Consider the following 19,992-nt stretch of genomic DNA (forward strand, 5'->3'; position numbering starts at 1 on the left):
TGCCATCCCGGTCGCGTGGGATATCCAGCCGCAGCGGACCATCTCCGGTCAAAACGGTTTTTCCACTCTTGCCATTGCGCTGATTAGTTTCATCCTCCGGGCGCTGCGCGCCCGGGGGATAGCCCAAGTGGTGGCCGAGTTCAGCGGTCAAGGCTCGTTCAATCAGGGCCTTCTTGAACGCTGCCGAGGCGTCCTCGATGGCTTCCGCTGTCATCAGCCCCTCACCAAACTGCTCAAGCAGCTCTTTGGGGATTTTGGGCAGGTCACGCAGGGGTTTCTTTTTGGTTGGCATACATGCACCTCTTACTCATGTTATGCCCGAACACAAAATTTCTGACACTCCCGAATCGCGGCGTATTCATCGCGGGCAAGCCTTGCTCCCACAGAGGCTACTGCTCGCCACACCAACTTTTCCGTGCCCTCGCTGCCCATCCCCCCTAAAATACCGCCATTCCCGATCCGCCCGCCCCGAGGCCGCTTGTCCATGTCCGCCACCGCAACTCCAGCCCGTCCCGCGCCGGATCACCACGCCCAGTTCATCGAACTGCTGCACACCAGCCTTGAACAAAACGCTTTCATCAAACTGGTGCTGGCCAAGTACGTCGGGGATGAGGCGGACCTCCAGCGGCTGATCATCAAGCAGCTGACGGTCAAGGATCAGCCGTGCCTGTCCTTCGTCTACCGCTACAAGACTCGCGACATCACCAAGAACTTCCCGCTGGTCGAAGGCGTGGACACCATCGCCGCGTTGTTGCCAGCGTCGTTCAAGAACGCGCATTTGCTGGCGGTCACCGACGAGGCGCAACTGGAGTACAGCAAAAAGGGCAAGAGCTCGCTGTTCAAGAGCAAGCCCCAGCAACTGCGGGAAGTGCCGTCTGCCGAGCACAACCGCGAGAAGAACCGCTTCCTCGACCTGAGCCGGCCATTTTTGGCCGACCTGGGCGTGACCAACCACAAGCACGAGCTGATTCCGGCGATGTCGCGCAAGTGGAAGCAGATCAACAAGTTCATCGAGGTCTTCAGCCACGCGCTGACGTCTTCGCCGCTGGCCCTGGACAAACCGGTGCGGGTCTCGGATTTCGGTTCGGGCAAAGGCTACCTGACTTTCGCCATCCACGATTACCTGCGCAACACCTTGCAGGCCGAAGGCGTGGTGACCGGTGTCGAGCTGCGCGAGGACATGGTCAAGCTGTGCAACGAAGCCGCCGCGCGGCTGGAGCACCCGGGCCTGAGCTTCCAGCACGGTGACGTGCGCAGCGTGGCGCCGAGCGCGGTGGATGTGATGATTGCCTTGCATGCCTGCGACATCGCCACCGACTACGCGATCCACATGGGCATTCGCTCGGGTGCCTCGATCATCATGTGCTCGCCGTGCTGCCACAAGCAGATCCGCCTGCAGATCCAGAGCCCGGCCTTGCTCAAACCGATGCTGCAATACGGCCTGCACCTGGGCCAGCAGGCGGAAATGGTCACCGACAGTTTGCGGGCGCTGTTCCTGGAAGCCTGCGGCTACGAGACCAAGGTCTTCGAGTTCATCTCCCTGGACCACACCAACAAGAACAAAATGATCCTGGCCGTCAAGCGCGCCGAACCTGTGGATCCCTCCGAGCTGCTGGCAAAAATCGAAGCACTCAAGGCCTTCTACCACGTCACCGAGCATTGCTTGGAAACGCTACTGCGGGCGGATGGTTATCTCTAGCACCGAGCCCCTGTGGGCGCGAGCTTGCTCGCGATGGAACGATGACGCGGTGTGCCTGAAGGACCCCATCGCCTGAATCGCGAGCAAGCTCGCTCCCACAGACTGTCCTGCCACTTCATTTTTGTGCAGCCCGTCAGGTAATGACGGGTTATCGCTCATCCGACGACTTACCGGACTACCTTTAATGCGTTCACCCCTCACGCATTTCCAAAGGAGCCCAACCCATGGCCGCCAAGAAAATCCTGATGCTGGTCGGCGATTACGTCGAAGATTATGAAGTCATGGTGCCATTCCAGGCGTTGCAGATGATCGGTCACACCGTGCACGCGGTGTGTCCTGACAAAACAGCTGGGCAGACCGTGCGCACGGCGATCCACGACTTTGAAGGCGACCAGACCTACAGCGAGAAACCGGGGCACCTGTTTGCCCTCAACCATGATTTCGCCGATGTCGAAGCCGCTGACTACGACGCGTTATTGGTGCCGGGCGGTCGTGCGCCGGAATACCTGCGCCTGAATGAAAAAGTCCTGCAACTGGTGCGTGATTTCGATCTGGCGGGCAAGCCGATTGCCGCGGTGTGCCACGGTGCGCAATTGCTGGCCGCGGCAGGCATTCTTGATGGACGCGAATGCAGCGCCTACCCGGCGTGTGCGCCGGAAGTACGCCTGGCGGGCGGGACCTATATCGACATTCCGGTGACCGAGGGCCATGTCCAGGGCAACCTGGCGACCGCACCGGCCTGGCCCGCGCACCCGAACTGGCTGGCGGGGTTCCTGACCCTGCTGGGCACGGCCATCACCCTGTAGCGCTGCGACATCGTTGGTGCCAGGGATAAGGCCTTGGCGCGCGTTGACGGCAAACCAACCGACGCAATGCTGCGATCCTGTGGCGAGGGGATTTATCCCCTCGCCACAAGTCCAGCCTGTCTCTAATCCATAGAGTCGTGACCCCTGCAGGCTTACGCTAAATCTCCACCGGCACCGACAATTTCGGATCGCCCAGCGGATGACTCTTGGCATCAAAAAAGCGCAATTCAATATCCAGCCCATGGAAGACCTTGGCGTAATGCCGTTTCTGGTGCTGGATGAACGCCTGGCTGCGCGGGTAGATCGAAATCGCCACGGTTTTCGGTGCGGCCAGGCGCAGGGCATGGACAATGTGCCGGTCCTGCTCGCCCAGGGCATGGCCGAACAGGCACAGGTTGTCGCCATGGCGCAGCAACTGGTCGTAGCAGAACGATAGGTAATCGCTGCTGCGGATGGTCTTGAGCTTGTCCGCGCTGGGGCCTTCATTGACGAACAGCGGCACGTCGTCGAGGGTCTTGATCGTGTTGTTGATGGCGAAACTGCCCAGCAAGGTGCCTTCGGTGGACGTGAGCTTGCGCGCCGTGCCGTCCTGGTTGCGCACCAGGTGCAGGCCACCGTGCAGGTACAGCAAGCGCGGTTTGTCCGTGGTCACCTGGCTCAGGTCGAAACTGTGATCATCGCCGAGGAACAGGTCGCTGATGGTCTCGGTCCCATGCTGGATCGCCCAGTAGTTGAGCAGATCGTAGTTGGTGGTGAACACCGTGCGGTAGCGGCTCAGTTCCTGGTTGAGCGTCGCCAGGGTCGACGGTTGCACCAGGCGCCAAGGGATGTGCACGGCGTGTACGGTGTTGATCAGCGCTTCCTTGATCGCGTAATAGCGGTTACGCGGGGCGGCGGAGCTGACGGCCAGGGCCTTGTTGACCCGACTGGTGGTTTTCAGTGCCCCGAGCACCTGTTCGAAACTGCGGGTCTGCATCGCGTCGAACACGCTCAGTTCCGACGGGCTCAAGGGTTTCTCCTCGACGGTGCGGGCGTTTTCGAACAGCGAGTCATAGCCGAAATCGTCCCACACCGCACGGCTGGCCCCATTGCCCACCAGCAGGCCGCTGAAGGCGGTATCGGCGCGCACGGCCTCCCAGTTTTCGAGCCGGGTGTCGTATTCCTGGAAATCGGTCATCGCAAGGATCATCTCAAAACGTGGTAAAGGCAGGCCGCGACTTTATCACGCCCCAGTCTTGAGCCAGATCAAGATGCGTCGTGACTACTGGGTCATGCTGTAGGTCCTGCCGATCCGGCCTCTACCAGGAGTGTGACCCCATGAGCAGTACTTTTTTCATTCCCGCCGTGAACATCATGGGGCTGGGTTGCCTGGATGAAGCGATGACCGCCATCCGCAACTACGGCTTTCGCAAGGCGCTGATCGTCACCGATGTGGGGCTGGCCAAGGCCGGCGTCGCCAGCAAGGTGGCCGAACTGCTGGCGCTGCAGGACATCGATTCGGTGATTTTCGACGGTGCCAAGCCCAACCCGAGCATTGCCAATGTCGAGCTCGGCCTGGGGTTGTTGACGGAAAGCCGGTGCGATTTCGTGGTGTCCCTGGGCGGCGGTTCCCCTCACGATTGCGCCAAGGGCATCGCGTTGTGCGCCACCAACGGCGGGCAGATCAGTGACTATGAAGGCGTCGACCGCTCGAGCAAGCCGCAATTGCCGCTGATCGCCATCAACACCACGGCCGGCACCGCCAGCGAAATGACCCGCTTTTGTATCATCACCGACGAGACACGCCACGTGAAAATGGCGATTGTCGATCGCAACGTGACCCCGCTGATGTCGGTGAACGACCCTGCACTGATGGTGGCGATGCCCAAGGGCCTGACGGCCGCCACCGGCATGGATGCGCTGACACATGCGATCGAGGCTTATGTGTCCACCGCCGCCAATCCGATTACCGATGCCTGCGCCCTGAAGGCCATTACCCTGATCAGCGACAACCTGCGCCTGGCCGTGCGCGACGGCAACGATCTGGTGGCGCGGGAAAACATGGCCTACGCGCAGTTTCTCGCGGGAATGGCGTTCAACAATGCGTCGTTGGGTTTCGTGCACGCCATGGCCCATCAACTGGGTGGTTTTTACGACTTGCCTCACGGCGTGTGCAACGCGGTGTTGTTGCCCCATGTACAGCGCTTCAACGCCTCGGTGTGCGCCGCTCGCCTGAGCGACGTGGCCCATGCCATGGGCACCGATACACGTGGTTTCAGCTCGGAAGAGGGCGCACGGAGCGCTATTGCGACGATCCGCAGCTTGGCCCATGACGTGGACATTCCGGCCGGTTTGCGTGACTTGGGCGTGCGCCTCAACGACGTACCGTTGCTGGCCGCCAACGCTTTGAAAGACGCGTGCGGCCTGACCAACCCGCGGGCGGCGGACCAGCGGCAGATCGAGGAGATTTTCCGCAGCGCGTTCTAAGCGACCCGGGGCGGCACGAACCTCACACAGAGCATCGCCGCCGCCCCCAGCAGTGCGCACAATGCCGCCAACGGCCAGGCCTGTTGGCTCAACAACAGGCTGGCCATGGCGCCGATCACCGAGGCCATCAGTTGATGCAGGAACCCGCTCAACGCCATGGCATAAGCGCCGGCCACCGGTGAGCCTTCGTTGGCCAGGGACAGGCTGATGGGGTAGATCAACGATTGGCCAAACACCGCGAAGCAATACGGCAGCCAGAAGAGCAGCGCGATGCCGCTCAGGGTGAGGCTGCCTGCCAGCATGGTCATGCTGCCGCCCAGCACCAGCGCGATGCCCCAGCCCATCATTCGCCGTTGACCGGTGCGCAGCACAAACGCGTTCACCGCCAGCGCCCCGAGCAGGTACGCGGCACTGATCGGCCAGCCCAGCAGGCCGTACTCGATGGCCGACCAGTGGAAGCTTTCCTGCAGGATCAGCGGCGCGGCGGTATTGAAGGCGACGATCACGCCGTACCCCAGCCCACCGGCCATGGCCGGCAGCAGGAACGCGCGTTGTCGGAATATCTGCCCGTAGATCCCCCATGCCGATTGCCCATTGCTGGCGTGCACCAACATCGGGAACCTGGCCCGGGACACCGCCGCTGCCATGGCCAGGCTGACGGCGCCCAAACCCTGGAAAATCGCCTCCCAGCCGAAAGCGGCCTGGATCAGCGAGCCCAGGTACTGGCCGATACCGAGGGCTATCACAAAGGCGATCGATATCCAGGACAGGGCCTTGGCCAGCAGGTCGCCGCTGAAACTGTCGCGAATCAAGACCCGCGCCATCACCGAAATACCGCTGGCACCGATGCCCTGAATCAACCTGAACGTCAGGAACGCCTCCACGGTTGTGCCCAGCGGCAGGGCCAGGTTGCCCAGGCCATACAACCCCAGTGCCGCCAGCAAGACCGGTTTGCGCCCCAAGCGTTGGCTCAGGCTGCCCCACAGCAACATGGGCAGCGCCATGCCGATCAGGTACACCGACAGGCCCCAGGAAACCAGCGACGCATCGGCACCCAGGTCCCGGGCGATGCCGGGCAGGGCCGGCAAGTAGATGCTCATGCCCAGTTGTGCCAGGAAAACGGTGGTGCAGGTAAGGATCAAGGTTGTACGGTTCTTCATCGAGCGTCTTGTCTCAAGGGCGGAGGTCACGTCCGTGGGTCAGCAGCAGTTCGGTGATCGTTTCACAAAACGAGCGAATCACGTCCGGCTCCATGTCGGCGCGCAGGGTAATGCGAATGGCAGCCTTGCCTTGCGGCACCACGGGAAAAAATACCGCCGAGGTGAAATACCCCCGTTCGGCCAGTTCGACTGCCAGGCTGTTGGCCAGGGCCGCTTCACCGCAAGGCACCATACGGATCGCCATGGGGGTGCCGCGCTGTCCGGTCCGCACGAGGCTGTCGAAGAGGCGGATATTAGCCTGCAAACGCTCCTGCAGGGCACTGAGTTCGCGGCTGCGGTGCAGGCGGATCGACGCCATGCCGGCACCAATGGCCGCCGCGTTCAGGCTCTGGGACCAATTGCTCGGCCCACCGTAGCGCTGCACCAGCGCCTTGTACCGTTCACAGCCAAACATGACCAGCCCGCCGCTGGCACCGAAGGACTTGGCCAGCGAGGCAACGATCAGGGTGCGCTCGTCCACCGCCGGGATGCGCGAACGGACCAGGCCGGCGCCGGATTCCCCGACGGTAGACAGGGCGTGGGAGTCGTCCAGGTAAAGAAACAAGCCATAGCGCTGCTTGAGATACATCAGGCTGTCCAGGTCCGCCATCCCGCCCATGCTGTAGGCGCCGTCGGCCACATACGCCACGTCGCGCTGGCGTTTGCACACGTCTTCGATGAAATCCATGTCGTTGTGCGGGCAGGTGATGACCTGGGTTTCATCGGCGCAGGCGGCCTTGCTGTGGTTCATCGAGTAATGGGCCTGTTTGTCGAACACCATGACGGGCGCGCGATGGTCGGTGAATGCGCCGCTGGCCAGCAACGGCAGGATCCCGGCGCTTGCCGCACTGCAGGACAGGGCACTGAGGCAACTGGCGCCGAACAGCTCCGACAATTGGCTTTCGTACTGGTCCAGGATCGCCAACTTGCAGCGATTCCTTGAGTTGGCGACCCGCAGGGTCCCGGTTTCCCACAGGGCGGTCATGGCGCCGTCCAGCAGCGCGGGGTGATAGTCCAGGCCCAGGTAGGACGTGGTACAGAAGTGATGAAAGGTCCGACCGTATTGGTCGACCAGCACGTTGGGGGTCTTGACCTCGACATTCAGCCCTGAGATTTTTCCGGCCTCGGTGCCCTGCCAATCCTGGTCAGCGAGGGAAATGAGCTTGCGGTAGTTGGTGAAGTAATGAGGTGGTTGAGCAGTCTGGTCCATGGCCGATTACATTCCTTGGTTGATGGTGCTGTCCGTGGGGTGTTGCGATAGCGGGGTGTTTCCAGACTTTACAGATTGTTGTGCAGGGCTTTGAATCGGCTGTTTCCGGCATGTTTGAGTGTCACTGGGGATTTCCACGTAGGACTTTGCCTAGGACCCTGGCCGGGGAATCCATCGGCACTGTCGGAGCTTGGGAGCACCACGGATCTGTCCCAAGCCCGCTGGGTTATCACGCTTTTCTGAAGGTTGCTTGCTGATGCTCTCAGGCCTCAATCATCTGACCCTTTCGGTCACCGATCTGGATCGCAGTGTGGTTTTTTATGGCGAGCTCTTGCAGTTGCGTCTTGAGGCCAGGTGGAACAGCGGGGCGTATTTGTCGCTGCCGGGTTTGTGGTTATGCCTGTCTCTCGACCCGTTGCGCAGGCCCGAGCCGACTGCGGGCTACACCCATTACGCATTCAGCATCAGCGCCGAGCATTTTCCCGTGCTGGTGGCGCGGCTGAACGCGGCCCAAGTATCGTCGTGGCGAGACAACCGTAGCGAGGGTGATTCGTTCTACTTTCTCGACCCGGACGGGTACAAGCTGGAAGCCCATGTGGGCGACCTGGCGTCGCGACTCAAGGCCTGTCGACAGGCTCCGTATGCCGGCATGGTGTTCTTTACGGAGCCTTGATGGGCCGTGTCGAGTCGAGTGGCAGCGCCTGCCAGGCGTTTCATCCCCTTGAGTTTGATCGCCTGAGCTATCCTCATCGGTATTGGGCGCGTCGGTCTCGCTCGTTGTACAACGTCAGGAACTGACCATCGCCCGCTTCGCTCACCGTTGCATTATCCGGATGGCCTCCAGCCCCATGGACACTTCAAGTTCCGCGCCGCTGGCCAGCTACATCGACCTTCTGCTGGATGCCGTGTGTGCCGTCGACGGTCAAGGGCGTTTCGTGTTTGTCAGTGCCGCCTGCGAGCGCATTTTCGGCTACACCCCCCAAGAGCTGATCGGCCAGGCGATGATCGATCTGGTGCACCCTGCCGACCGCCAGCGGACCCTCGAGGCGGCGCGGGAGATCATGGAGGGCGAGCCCAAGCTCAATTTCGAGAATCGCTACCTGCGCAAGGACGGGCGGGTGGTACATATCCTGTGGTCGGCGCGCTGGTCGCCGGTGGACCAACTGCGCATCGCCGTGGCCCGGGACATCACTGAACGCAAGCAGGCCGAGTCCCGGCAGGCGGCGTTGTATGCGATTTCCGAGGCGGCCCATGCCGCGGCTGATTTGCTGGCGCTGTTCAAGCGCATCCACCTGATTATTGGCGAGTGGTTGCCGGCGCTGAATTTCTCGGTGGCGCTGTATGACGAACAATGTTCGCAGCTGAACTTCCCCTATCACGTCGATGATCGGGAAGGGCAGCCTGAGTTGCCGGGCACGGTCACCGGGCGTTTGTGCGCCGAGGTGATTCGCAGCGGCCAGCCGATCCTGCTGACGCCCGGTGGCACCTCGCTGTCAGCGGGGTTCGACGACCTGGTGGCGCAGCCGGACGCGCCGTGTTGGCTGGGTGTGCCGCTGAATTCGCAGAACGGCACGATTGGCGCGTTGATCGTCAAGAGTGCGCCGGACAACGAGCGCTATACCGAACAGGATAAGGAACTGCTGCAATACGTCTGCGCACAGATCACCATTGCCATCGAACGCAAGCAGTTGCACGCCCGATTGCAGCACATGGCTCAGTATGATCAGTTGACCCAGGTGCCCAACCGCGAATTGCTCCGTGAACGTTTCAAGTGCGCCCTGGCGACCGCCCGCGCCGCATCCGGGCGCATGGCTTTGCTGTATATCGACCTGGACCGTTTCAAACAGGTCAACGACACCCATGGCCACGGAGTGGGCGACATGCTGTTACAGGCGGTGGCCAATCGTATCAAGGGCTGTATCCGCGACACCGACACCGTGGCGCGCATCGGCGGAGACGAGTTCGTGGTCCTGCTGCACAGCATCCAGTCCTTGGAGGATGCCCACAGCGTGCGGGAAAAAATCCACCATGCACTGGCCCAGCCGCTGCGTCTGGACGGGCACTGCCTGAGCATCGAGCCGAGCATCGGCGTGGCCTGTTTCCCCGACCATGGCACTGAAGATGTCGCGCTGTTCCGCCACGCCGACGAGGCGATGTACGCCGCCAAACGCCAAAATCACCAGACGTCCGGCATTTGATAGTGCGTCACCGTTCGTCGTGGCGCCAGCACCTTTCTCAAACCTTCAGCCCGTATCCCATTCGAATACAAGACAGGGCCTGTGTGCCCGGTATTCACGAATAGGGAGGGCTGAACCTGCCTGGTTCAAGCAATGTTTATCCGACAAACATTGCTCACGATCGAACGAAGGTGTCCGAAGCAGGTCGCAAAAGTGGGAGAACCACCATCACGACCGTCGATAGAAACCCGTCGAAAGCCGAAATTGGCCGAAAGCCGGGTCGGACGTCTCGCTGAACATTCATGGCTGGTTCTGATTCAACGGTGGATAACCCACCAGAACTTTTATCAGAGGAGGGCGCAACCATGAGCCGTATGGCCAGCTTTTTTCGCACCACCAGTCTCATCGTGCTGATGGGCCTGGGTGCCAACAGTGCCTGGGCCCAATCGCCTGCCGAATTCATCGACGATGCTTCCGCCAAGGGCATGGCCGACATCGAGACAAGTCGCATGGCCCACGCAAAAGCCGAATCCAGGGAGGTCAAGGACTACACCATTATGGTGATCAACGACCGCACCACCGCCAATCAACATCTGGCGAAGATCGCCAAGAAGCTCGACTTGCCTGTCGCTCCCCGGGAAGAAGTGGCCGACAAGGCCAAGGCCTTGATGCCACAGGTCACGGAAGGCGAGTCGTTCGAAGCGGCGTATGCCGCCAGCCAGGTCAAGGCTACCGAGGAGGCCATCGCGCAGATTCAGCAGCAGGCCCAGACCACCGAAGTACCAGAGATCAAGGCCTTCGCTGACGAAACCCTGCCCAAGTTGCAGACCCATCTCGAGATGGCCAAGGCACTGCAGGCCAGCCGTTGATCTGCCGCATCTGCTTTTACATTCAGGACCGGGGCGTCAGCGTCCCGGCTGATTTTGCCCGCCGAAAAGGAGAACCTCGATGTCCACACGCCGAGAACCCAACCAATACGCGATGCAGAACCCACTGACCCAGTATCCGCGCCCACCCTTTCCCGATCAGCCGCAGTCGCCACCGGGTATTGACCAGGACATGGTGCCCAAGCCCGATCATGGTGAAAAAAGTTACCAGGGCTTCGGGCGCCTGGAAGGACGCAAGGCCCTGGTCACCGGCGGTGACTCAGGCATCGGTCGTGCCGCCGCCATCGCCTATGCCCGCGAGGGCGCGGATGTCGCGATCAACTACTTGCCCAGCGAAGAGCGGGATGCGCGACAAGTCATCGAACTGATCGAAGCCGAAGGCCGCAAGGCGATTGCGATTCCCGGCGACCTCAAGGACGAAACCTTTTGTGTGCAATTGGTGAGCAGTGCCCATGAGCAATTGGGCGGCCTGGATATTGTGGTGAACGTTGCCGGTAAGCAGGAAGCGCAAAAAGACATTGCCGACATCACCACTGCGCAATTCGACGACACTATGAAAACCAACATCTATGCGATGTTCTGGATCTGCAAGGCAGCGGTGCCGCTGATGCCGGCGGGGGCGACCATCATCAACACCGCATCGATCCAATCCTACGACCCGTCTGCGACCCTGTTGGATTACGCCACCACCAAAGCGGCCATCGTGGCGTTTACCAAGGCACTGGCCGGGCAGGTCATCAGCAAAGGTATCCGCGTCAATGCGGTGGCACCAGGGCCGATCTGGACCGTGCTGCAACCGAGCGGCGGTCAGCCTCGGGAAAAGATTCCTACCTTCGGCTCCCAGGTGCCGATGAAGCGCCCAGGTCAACCGGCTGAGTGCGCGCCGCTCTATGTATTGCTGGCATCCCAGGAGTCGAGCTACATCACTGGGGAAGTGTTTGGCGTGACGGGCGGTAATCCGTTGCCCTGATAAGTTGCCGACCGCGCGAGTGGCATGTCGCCCACTCGCGCATCTCTCAGCACTGGTTCAGGTCGATCTTGCTTTTCGCTTCCAGGCCTTCAAGGCTTTTGACCTCGTCGTTGCCCATGGCTTGGTAGTGCTTCCTCAGCGCCTCCAGTTGCTTGAGGTCCAGCGATTCGAGTCCAAGCATCGCGTTCTGTGCCTCTTTGGTCGCTCGCAACAACTCATCGATCTTCAGATGCAAGATGTCCGTATCGCGGTTCTGCGTATTCTGGATCAGGAACACCATGAGGAAGGTAATGATGGTAGTCGAGGTGTTGATGATCAATTGCCAGGTGTCGTTGAAACCGAAGAAAGGTCCGCTGGCTGCCCACAGGGCCAACAACACGATGGCCCCCAGGAATGTCTTGGGGCTCCCCGCCCAGAGGGCCAGTTTCTGCGCGATTTTTGCGAACGTCATTGCCGTGTTTCCTTATTGGATGCATCTGTCTGGTGTGACAGCAACGAGGCGGTGAAAATTCTACTTACATTTCAGTCGCCAGCATCCGTCGACGTTCATCGTCCGGCACGATGACAGTCGCAACCATTGCCGCTCTCGCAGGTCACTGCTCAAAGCCCTCGGCATTGGAGTACATCATGAATCTCGCCCGCACTTTTTGCCTTGCCTGCTGCTTGTTCGCTCTGCAAGGCTGTTTCGACAACTCGGATAACGAGACCAAGGACAACACCGACGGCACCAAGTCTTCGGTGCAGATGCAGGAATCCGGGGCGGAGAAAAAATAGACGGCCCGCCGCCATCGGTGGAGCGATTGCAAACCCCTGTGGGAGCGAGCTTGCTCGCGATAGCGTCAGATCAGCAGCATCCCTGTTGGCTGACAGGGCGCTATCGCGAGCAAGCTCGCTCCCACCTGGTGGCGGCTCCTCACCGGCCTTGTTGCAACACCTTCAGCGCTGCCGACGCCAGGAAGCCGGAGCGGCTCTTCTCTTCAGGATGGTGCAGCACGTATTCATCGATACGGTTGAGCAGATAACCGGGCAACGTGATGTTGAGTTTCTGCGCCTTGCCCAGGTATTTGGTCACATCAATGTCCACCAGTGCCCAAGTGCAGCCGGCATATTTCGGATTGGCGGCGTGCAAGGTGACGGTGTTGGCCGGCGGAATCGGCGAGCCGTCTTCAGCCAGAATTTCAAAATGTCCCTCAATGGCCTCGCGCGCCATCGCCATGGCCTCGTCCAGGTCGTCACCTGCGGAAAAACACCCTGGGATATCCGGCACTTCAACACCCCAGGCGTGTTTGTCATCGCCCATGGAAATCGCAATCGGGTAAAGCATATTCATCGTCCTCCGGGAACGTCGCGCAACGGGCCGGCTGAAGCAGCGCCTGTTGCAAAATACTGATGGCCGTTTTCTTGAGCAGGTCCTTCTTCGGATGAGGAACCGTGACCAATCCCGGTTTGGTCGGGTGCTTGAAGTGATGGTGACTGCCCCGAACCCGCACCAGATACCAACCGTCCGCAATGATCTGGCTTATCAAAAATCGGCTATTCACAACACCTCCGTGTGGTGTGCATGGTGGGTACTATACCTACTGAAATTTAATGATCAACACCATAACCACCAGGGGCGACACTGGCGGGTGGGTGAGTGGGGTGCTCCGAAGTGTAGAAGCCGCGCCTGGCAAGGGGAGCGGCTAGGTGAGTGGGATTATTTCGGAATGTGAGGGGAGGGTAAAAAATACGACCGTGGCGAGGGAGCTTGCTCCCGCTGAGCTGCGCAGCAGCCCCCCGGTTTCAGCCCAGTTCGCTTCGCTCCAGGTGTCCGTCTGACCCGCTTATCCACAGGCACTACGCCTGCTGCACAAACGTCAGCCGCACCGCAAACCCAATCAAAAGACTCCCAAACAACCACTGCTGCACGCGCTGGGCCGAAGGGGAGCGTTGAAGCCAGCGCCCAAGCGCGACACCCACCAACGCGTAGGCGCTATCAAACAACAAACCCACGCTGACCAACACCACGCCCAGGGTCGCAAACTGCCCCAACACCGGTCCGCCCTGTGGATCGATGAACTGCGGCAATAACACCGAGCAAAACAGCAATGCCTTCGGGTTGAGCAAATTGGTTAGCAGCCCACGCCGAATCGCCTGATACCAACGCCGCTTTCCAGCCTCGATACCGGCCCCTTCAAAACTCGGCAACAACGTGGTCCGCAGGCATTGAAACCCGATCCATAACAGGTAGGCAGCCCCGGCCAGGCGCACCGCGTCAAAGGTCCAGGGCGCAGTCTTGAACAATGCCGAGAGCCCCAATGCGGCCAGCGCGACATGACATCCCCGGGCGACGCCCAGGCCCACCGCCGTCGCCAGCGCCGCGCCCCTGCCCTGACGGGCACCGGTTTGCAGCAGCAGAATCATGTCCGGCCCAGGCAGCACATACACCACCATCAAGGCCATCAGGAACAACCAGAGCTCTGCCATGCCACATCCCCCTTCATCGACGATTCGGTCGTGCCAGTCTAGGGCCGAGGGGCAGGGCAGGTGGTTGCGAAGTCAGCTTCTAAAGCTCTGGAAATTGGCATAACCTGCCATGTACTCGTGTCATTCCATCGGGAAATGCCAATTTATGAAACTGGATGCCTTCGACCGCAAAATCCTCGCCGCGCTGCAACGTGACGGTCGGCTGAGTAATGTGCAGCTGGCCGAAGAAATTGGCCTGTCTCCCTCACCCTGCCTGCGCCGCGTGCGGATGCTCGAAGAAGCCGGGGTGATTCGCGGCTATCAAGCCGTCCTCGACCGCGACGAAGTGGGCCTCGGGCTGACGATCTTTGTCGGCGTGAAGGTCGAACGACACAACGACGAACAAGCCGAAGCGTTTCGCCAGGCGGTCACGGCATTGCCGGAGGTGATCTCGGCGTTCCTGGTCTCAGGCGAATCGGATTTCCTGTTGCAAGTGGTGGTGCCGGATCTGCGGGCCTACGACCGATTCCTCACCGGGCGGCTGCTGAAGTTGCCGGGGGTGAGTGACATCCGGAGCAATTTTGCGATTCATACGGTGAAGACGCCGGGGGCGTTGCCGTTGGGGCATTTGCCTGGGGGCTGAGCAATGAACGACACAAGTAGGCCGCCAAGATACAAAAAGCCCCGCTGCGAAAAACGCCGGGGCTTTTTGGTTTGTCGTTAGGTGGGAGTCTTGCGGCTCCCATTCTCAAACGTACGGTCTATCTATTTTTCTCGGCTTTTTTTCTAACTTCAACTTCCGATCTAGGCGTAATGACTTTCACAACGTCATCAATTACCGCCTTGCTCATCTCCAACAAAAAGTGCGCAGCCCAGGCATAGCGGTCGGTGCTCTTTTCAAACGCCGCGTCTTCGGCAAGCCGGTGGGCGAGATGCAAAAGATCCGACGCCCGTTCCAATGCCTCTTGGATGGGGGACGCCGCCGTTGACACGGAACAGTGCTCGATCAGCGGAATAGTTGAAGGGGGTGTAGTCGATGGTTTTTAGCCCAGTGTTTTCGTTCATGGCCTGCCTCCGTTGATCGGAAGGTCGTTGGCTCGAAGCCGAAGCTTGGTTTGGTAAGCGTGGAAATAGGATGGAATTACGTTTCGCATAGTTTCACTCCTTGACTTGAGAAACCGCCGCCATCCTTTCCTAGATTCGGGTGGCGGCCGTACGTGGGCTAGGAACCGGGAATCAAGGCACCCGGCACACCCGAGGGTGTCCCACGCACAGCCGCCATAAAACATCATCGCAAACACAAAAAGCGCCTGCAATTTTCATGGGGCGCTGTGCGCCTTGAATTCAACGGGTTCCTAGGCCCGGTCGTTGAATTTGCAGCGACGTCTGGGAGAGTAGCCATCAAAGGGCAAGGGCAACAAGGCGAAAACTCGCCGAAAAGTAAAGTAAGCGCACCCCCTTCGCAATTCTCGGAATTTGCCTACAAATCTTCAGGGTAGCCATACGGTATTTTAATTGCGCTGATTCTCCAGACCCAGGGATCAGATGCTGTTGATGGACAGACAGGGCCCCGCGACCTCGGAGGAGAAAAAGACATGTCCACCCATCGAAGTCATCAAGCAAGCATTGAGCAATTGCATCGAGAGGTAGAGGCTTTGGCAGAAGAAATGAGGCGCCCGGCCCCGGCCACATTCCGCGTTACGTGGTTGCCGTTCAGCATCGGTGCAGCGTTCGCTCTGATCGTATTTGTCGTCGTCGCTTTTGTCGCTAAGCACGTTTGATGCGCTATCGCTGAGATACCTTTTTCGGCGATGCCGTGGCGGTAGCCGGCTCGAGGCGTATTCGTGGGACATGGGGACAGCCCCTTCCCACTGACGGAATGAATCCGGTAGATGAAAGGATCCCATTTGTTGGCATGGGCGCACTCTGATCCGATCGTGCTTTCTGAAACTTGTCTCCTGGGTTTGAAGGACTACCGGTGCTCGTACTCGACTCAGACGCTGATTGATCGTTACGAGTTGCTCATCAGGGCAAATGCCCGCGCTCTGGGTGAGTTATGGCTGTCGTAGGTCGGTAGATTCAAAGGCGCTGCAGGTTGGCTTTGGCCAGTCTGGGTAGGCCCGATAACCTCGTTGTGTCGAGCTCCTCCAAGTGTTACTGCCAGTTTTGATGAGGCTAGGATTGGGTTTTTTTCACTCACCCCAGTCGGATTTCCCCAACGAAATAGAGTAAAAGCGCCACTCCCCTCGGAGCAACGATCTGGCTTTCGGTGGCCTGAGTTGTTTTCGTAGGGAGCCAATATCGACTTCCGTGAGCCTACTGGAGCCCCACGGCTTCATCGCAAGAAGACTTCTGACCTAGACATTACCCAAGATCGGGCTTGAAAATTGCTGTGGCAATCGGGTGACCAACCGGAGCATGCCCATGCAAATCAATCAGATGGACATGACGAGCTCAGAGCTCGATCTTTTCGCTCAAATCATCTGGCGCCTACGCACAGGTGGGGCTGGGGATGACGTGCGCCAGCAGGTGCTCGGAGATGTGACCCTGCTACTTCGTTCAGACTTCGGTGCCTCTTATCTCTGGGATAGCTCTCGCAAACTTTCCACGCGTTGTGCCGCAGTTAACATCGATGCACGTATGCTTAGGGAGTATGACGAGCAGAACCACCTACGGGATACCGTTACTCCGGTGTTAAGAGCGACTCGGCAAGCGGCGTGTGTCGATGAAGTCATCGGCAGGCGATGCCTGGAGAGAAGTGAACACTACTCCGAATTTTTGAAGCCATGCGGGATGCATCACGGCGTGAACGTATTCTTCTTCAACCAGGGAAAGGACGTTGGTGATTTACGGATATGGCGCAGCTCTGGGCAACCTGCATTCGGAACCAGAGAGATCTCGCTGCTCAACACCCTGACTCCATATTTTCAGGAAGCGCTTGCAGTAAAGTTGCCTCTCAATGGTGCCTTGAGCCCTCGCGAGCGAGCCGTTGTCGAGCACGTCGCAGCAGGTCGTAGTGATAAGGAAATAGCCCGGCTTATGTCTATCGGCTTCACTACCGTGCGGACTCACCTGAAAAACGCTATGGCCAAGACGAATTCTGTTAATCGAACCGAACTGGCCATGCGTGCGGGAGTGCATTAAGACATCCTCATTAATGAGGATGTTTGGTGGATTATTCCTTGTGAGTAAATGAGTTCACCGAGACCTGTAGTAGGTATCGACTGATTCTCAAGGAATACTCATGAAGACCAGACTTTCTTGCTTGGTGGTCAGCTTTATGGTCGCAAGTGCTGGCGCATCCGCGTCGGGCTTACCGAAAGACCTCTATCTGATGAGTGCTGAGCAGACAGCACACGCCATCTGTGAAAAGAAGATTTCCAGTGAGTCAGTTGTGACGTACTGGTTAGGGCGTATCCAGGCCCATCCCGAGCTTAACGCCTTCATCTCGCTAGACCCCAAACAAGCCTTGGCACAAGCGCGTGCAGCCGATAGCCGCCTTGCAAATGGTGAGGGTTGTCTTCCGCTTGGAGGCGTACCCATTGCGATCAAGGACAATATCCAGGTCGTGGGTTTTCCGAATACTGCCGGCACGCCTGCTTTGGCAAATTTCTATCCTAAGGCCAATGCTCCCATCATCGACAAGCTCCAAGCTGCTGGCGCCATCGTAGTCGGCAAGACCAACATGCATGAGCTGGCGTTCGGAGCCACGGGATACAACACGGCTTTTCACTTACCAGGCGTCGTAGGCGTTCGCAATGCCTATGACTCCAGCCGCATCGCAGGTGGCTCATCGTCTGGAAGCGCAGCAGCCTTGGGTGCTCGTATGATTCCTATCGCGATGGGTACCGATACAGGGGGCTCGACTCGTGAGCCTTGTGCGCTCAACGGCTGCGTAGGGTTTCGTCCCACTGTCGGTAGGTATAGCGGGGTGGGGATTACCCCTATCTCACCCAGCCGTGACACAGCCGGGCCTATGGCTAACAGCGTCGCGGACATCGTTTTGTTGGACTCGATCCTGAGTGGCGCATCGCCTCTGCGTCCAGTGCCAGCAAACCGTATCCGGGTTGGCATCCCTGACTTTTTCTGGGAGACCCTTGAGCCTGAAGTCTCCGTACAGGCCCAGTCTGCGGTTGAGAGGCTTCGCAGTTCGGGGGTTCAGGTTGTCTCTGTCACAATGCCCGATATTGCTAAGTTGGCCTCCGCTGTCGCGACTCCAATTGCGATCATGGAAGCCCGCAAAGCACTGACGGACTATCTGAAGACCCAATCTACAGGCGTTTCATTCGAAACGCTTGCTTCTCAGGTGTCCAGTCCCGATGTCCAGGGTATTGTTTCGGGCTTGGTTGTGCCGGGCAAAGTGCCTGGGCCTGAGGGAACATTGATTGCAGGAACGCAAGCGTATGAGCATGCACTCAGGACTGGGGTACCAGCATTGTTGGCTCTCTACCAGAAGACGTTCAAAGACAACAAAATTGATGCCTTGCTCTTTCCTACCGTCCCAGAGGTAGCGATCAAAACTGGGCCAGATGCAAGCACTGCTCAAAAATTCGCGCGGATCATTCGTAACACCGATCCCAGCAGCAACGTAAAGATGCCTGGACTTAGTATCCCTGTAGGCGTGGGGATTGAATCAGGTCTTCCGGTCGGGATGGAGATCGATGGGCTGCCTGGTACTGATGACCGTCTTTTGGCCATCGGTCGTACGCTCGAATCCATCTGGGGCCCTGGCCCGATCCCAATCATTGCACGCTGATCAGCGGAACAGGCAGTAGCACGCGGCAATAGCTGCGTTACCAAAGAACCTTTTCGGATTAAATCATGAACGCGATTACATTCTTCGCAGGTACTTCTGCGCGCCGAATTTTTGTATCAGCAAGTTTGGCACTGAGTAGCATGACAAGCTCAGCATGGGCTGAAACCGCACCTGCCGATGGCAGCGCGCTGAAAACCCATCTCATCGTAAGCGACCTGATGCTGGAAAACCTGAACACTGGCCCACGCCCTCACACCTTTGCCAACGCGGGGGTGATTTTTGCTGGCGCTGATGTAGACATGTCCAAATTGCTGGGTCTGACAGGTGGCACCTTCCAGTTTGAATACACCTTCTTTCCCTGGATGCGCAACGAGGGGCAACCCACTGCAAACGCTTGGCAGGGAGCGGTGGGGAGTGGGCTCGGCGGTGCCCCGATGCATAACGACATCGACAATGGCTATCTATCGACCTTCCAATATCGGCAAATGCTTTTGGATGATCATCTTGAGGTCGACGTGGGCCGGAGCAATGCCAAACAGCATTTCTACATGATGAACTGTGCCAACTGGGTAACGTGTAACGATCCGATTATTGAAAACACAACCGGAATTCTGCCCTACCCATACGGAAGCTGGAGTGCCTATTCACGCTACTCGTTCGATAATGGTCAGTACGTCCATGGTGGTGCTTTCGAGTCCAATCCTGCGCACTACATCAAACATACCAAAGGCTGGAATTGGGATCCGGGTGACGCAAGCGGTATCACCTGGCTGGCTGGTGTCGGTGATCAGAAGAGTTATGCACAAACGCCTTTGGCGTATCACTACGAGCTCAACGGCTTTTACAACAGCTCCGAACAGACAGATGTTCTGGATGGATCTACCCGTCGGGGCAGCAGCGGTTTGATCTTCCGTTTCATGCAGACGCTTTCTCGTGAGGGCAGCTCCGCCACTGGGGCACCGGATAACGCCTGGCAAGTATTCGGCGCTTGGACTTGGAGTGCGGACGATTTGCAGCCCTTCGAGCACTTTGTTGAAGCCGGTGTTACCCGCGTCGGCCCATTTGGTCGTCCTCAAGACTCTGTGAGTCTGAAGGCCAGTTATCTTCGCTTAGGTGACAAACAGGTTCAGTACCAGCATGACCAGCGGCTGCGCTCAACGGGTGTTGATCAAGGAATGTCGAGAGGAGAATCGCGTCTGGAGCTCAACATGGTTTGGCAGGCGACGCATTATCTGTCGTTCCAACCGAGCGTGCAGTACATTTTCAATCCGAGCAATTTCTACAACTCTCAGGCCGAGGTGAGCAGCAATGGTGCTGTCGTCGGACTGCAGGTGGTTTACGACTTGGGATCGCAGTTGGGGCTTTGATGCCCTTCGC

At 58.8% G+C, this 19,992-nt stretch carries 20 protein-coding genes and 2 pseudogenes; 13 read left to right on the forward strand and 9 right to left on the reverse strand.

Features of this window, described 5'->3' with window-relative positions; all coding sequences use genetic code 11:
* The coding region (locus tag BM321_RS24410; RefSeq protein WP_139230479.1) for a transposase at positions 1-292 on the reverse strand (292 nt) is incomplete at its 3' end.
* 192 nt (positions 293-484) lie between these two features.
* On the opposite strand from BM321_RS24410, the gene BM321_RS24415 reads away from it, so the two are divergent.
* Both BM321_RS24415 and BM321_RS24420 read left to right on the forward strand, forming a co-directional pair.
* Positions 485-1,699, forward strand: coding sequence for a class I SAM-dependent methyltransferase (locus BM321_RS24415; RefSeq protein ID WP_092445302.1), 1,215 nt, complete (start codon positions 485-487; stop codon positions 1,697-1,699).
* Between the two features lie 224 nt (positions 1,700-1,923).
* On the forward strand, positions 1,924-2,505 hold the full coding sequence (locus BM321_RS24420) for a DJ-1/PfpI family protein (RefSeq protein ID WP_092332775.1): 582 nt from the start codon (positions 1,924-1,926) through the stop codon (positions 2,503-2,505).
* A gap of 157 nt (positions 2,506-2,662) precedes the next feature.
* On the opposite strand, the gene BM321_RS24425 is transcribed toward BM321_RS24420, so the two are convergent.
* Entirely contained in the window at positions 2,663-3,682 is a 1,020-nt protein-coding gene (locus tag BM321_RS24425) for a DUF4917 family protein (protein ID WP_092445305.1), read from the reverse strand.
* Positions 3,683-3,822: 140 nt separating this feature from the next.
* On the opposite strand from BM321_RS24425, the gene yiaY reads away from it, so the two are divergent.
* A complete protein-coding gene (gene yiaY / locus BM321_RS24430; protein WP_092445307.1) occupies positions 3,823-4,971 on the forward strand; it encodes an L-threonine dehydrogenase in 1,149 nt (382 codons plus the stop codon).
* Here yiaY and BM321_RS24435 read toward each other — a convergent pair.
* Together BM321_RS24435 and BM321_RS24440 are read right to left on the reverse strand one after the other, a co-directional pair.
* On the reverse strand, positions 4,968-6,131 hold the full coding sequence (locus tag BM321_RS24435) for an MFS transporter (RefSeq protein ID WP_092332769.1): 1,164 nt from the start codon (positions 6,129-6,131) through the stop codon (positions 4,968-4,970). The genes yiaY and BM321_RS24435 overlap by 4 nt on opposite strands.
* Positions 6,132-6,144: 13 nt before the next feature.
* A complete protein-coding gene (locus BM321_RS24440; protein ID WP_092445310.1) occupies positions 6,145-7,380 on the reverse strand; it encodes an aminotransferase class I/II-fold pyridoxal phosphate-dependent enzyme in 1,236 nt (411 codons plus the stop codon).
* Positions 7,381-7,636: 256 nt separating this feature from the next.
* Here BM321_RS24440 and BM321_RS24445 point away from each other — a divergent pair, with 256 nt between their 5' ends.
* From BM321_RS24445 to BM321_RS24465, 4 genes are all read left to right on the forward strand, one after another.
* Positions 7,637-8,053 carry a VOC family protein gene (locus BM321_RS24445; protein WP_092332765.1) on the forward strand — a complete coding sequence of 139 codons (417 nt, stop codon included), beginning with the start codon at positions 7,637-7,639 and terminating at the stop codon, positions 8,051-8,053.
* A gap of 175 nt (positions 8,054-8,228) precedes the next feature.
* The gene (locus tag BM321_RS24450) at positions 8,229-9,578 is read left to right on the forward strand and encodes a sensor domain-containing protein (RefSeq protein ID WP_092445311.1); all 1,350 of its coding nucleotides are present in this window, start codon (positions 8,229-8,231) and stop codon (positions 9,576-9,578) included.
* Positions 9,579-9,922: 344 nt separating this feature from the next.
* A complete protein-coding gene (locus tag BM321_RS24460; protein WP_092204403.1) occupies positions 9,923-10,426 on the forward strand; it encodes a DUF4142 domain-containing protein in 504 nt (167 codons plus the stop codon).
* Between the two features lie 79 nt (positions 10,427-10,505).
* Positions 10,506-11,414, forward strand: coding sequence for an SDR family oxidoreductase (locus BM321_RS24465; RefSeq protein WP_092332759.1), 909 nt, complete (start codon positions 10,506-10,508; stop codon positions 11,412-11,414).
* Positions 11,415-11,460: 46 nt separating this feature from the next.
* Here BM321_RS24465 and BM321_RS24470 read toward each other — a convergent pair whose 3' ends face one another.
* A complete protein-coding gene (locus tag BM321_RS24470) occupies positions 11,461-11,865 on the reverse strand; it encodes a low affinity iron permease family protein (RefSeq protein WP_025212333.1) in 405 nt (134 codons plus the stop codon).
* 176 nt (positions 11,866-12,041) lie between these two features.
* On the opposite strand from BM321_RS24470, the gene BM321_RS30610 reads away from it, so the two are divergent.
* Entirely contained in the window at positions 12,042-12,188 is a 147-nt protein-coding gene (locus BM321_RS30610) for a hypothetical protein (protein WP_170866878.1), read from the forward strand.
* Positions 12,189-12,327: 139 nt separating this feature from the next.
* Here BM321_RS30610 and BM321_RS24475 read toward each other — a convergent pair whose 3' ends face one another.
* From BM321_RS24475 to BM321_RS24485, 3 genes and pseudogenes are all read right to left on the reverse strand, one after another.
* Entirely contained in the window at positions 12,328-12,738 is a 411-nt protein-coding gene (locus BM321_RS24475) for a type II toxin-antitoxin system HicB family antitoxin (RefSeq protein ID WP_058543061.1), read from the reverse strand.
* A gap of 40 nt (positions 12,739-12,778) precedes the next feature.
* A pseudogene (locus BM321_RS24480) lies at positions 12,779-12,955 on the reverse strand (type II toxin-antitoxin system HicA family toxin); the annotation flags it as partial.
* Between the two features lie 295 nt (positions 12,956-13,250).
* Positions 13,251-13,880 (reverse strand): LysE family translocator, encoded by a 630-nt coding sequence (locus BM321_RS24485; RefSeq protein WP_092445317.1) that lies wholly within the window; start codon positions 13,878-13,880, stop codon positions 13,251-13,253.
* A 145-nt stretch (positions 13,881-14,025) separates the two neighbouring features.
* Here BM321_RS24485 and BM321_RS24490 point away from each other — a divergent pair, with 145 nt between their 5' ends.
* Complete coding sequence (locus tag BM321_RS24490) at positions 14,026-14,502, forward strand: Lrp/AsnC family transcriptional regulator (RefSeq protein ID WP_092445319.1); 477 nt, start codon at positions 14,026-14,028, stop codon at positions 14,500-14,502.
* 118 nt (positions 14,503-14,620) lie between these two features.
* Here BM321_RS24490 and BM321_RS24495 read toward each other — a convergent pair.
* A pseudogene (locus BM321_RS24495) lies at positions 14,621-14,924 on the reverse strand (DUF3077 domain-containing protein).
* Between the two features lie 530 nt (positions 14,925-15,454).
* On the opposite strand from BM321_RS24495, the gene BM321_RS24500 reads away from it, so the two are divergent.
* The 4 genes from BM321_RS24500 (at position 15,455) to BM321_RS24515 (ending at position 19,982) form a co-directional block, all read left to right on the forward strand.
* Positions 15,455-15,640: a hypothetical protein gene (locus BM321_RS24500; RefSeq protein WP_092445321.1), complete on the forward strand. Its 186-nt coding sequence runs from the start codon at positions 15,455-15,457 to the stop codon at positions 15,638-15,640.
* A 643-nt stretch (positions 15,641-16,283) separates the two neighbouring features.
* Positions 16,284-17,003, forward strand: a complete 720-nt coding sequence (locus tag BM321_RS24505; protein ID WP_092445323.1) for a helix-turn-helix transcriptional regulator — start codon at positions 16,284-16,286, stop codon at positions 17,001-17,003.
* A gap of 100 nt (positions 17,004-17,103) precedes the next feature.
* Positions 17,104-18,615: an indoleacetamide hydrolase gene (gene iaaH / locus BM321_RS24510; protein ID WP_092445325.1), complete on the forward strand. Its 1,512-nt coding sequence runs from the start codon at positions 17,104-17,106 to the stop codon at positions 18,613-18,615.
* Between the two features lie 65 nt (positions 18,616-18,680).
* Positions 18,681-19,982 (forward strand): carbohydrate porin, encoded by a 1,302-nt coding sequence (locus tag BM321_RS24515; protein WP_092445327.1) that lies wholly within the window; start codon positions 18,681-18,683, stop codon positions 19,980-19,982.
* Positions 19,983-19,992 lie beyond the last annotated feature (10 nt).

It is taken from the genome of Pseudomonas sp. NFIX10, from assembly GCF_900111955.1.
Taxonomy (GTDB): Bacteria; Pseudomonadota; Gammaproteobacteria; order Pseudomonadales; family Pseudomonadaceae; genus Aquipseudomonas; species Aquipseudomonas fluorescens_AA.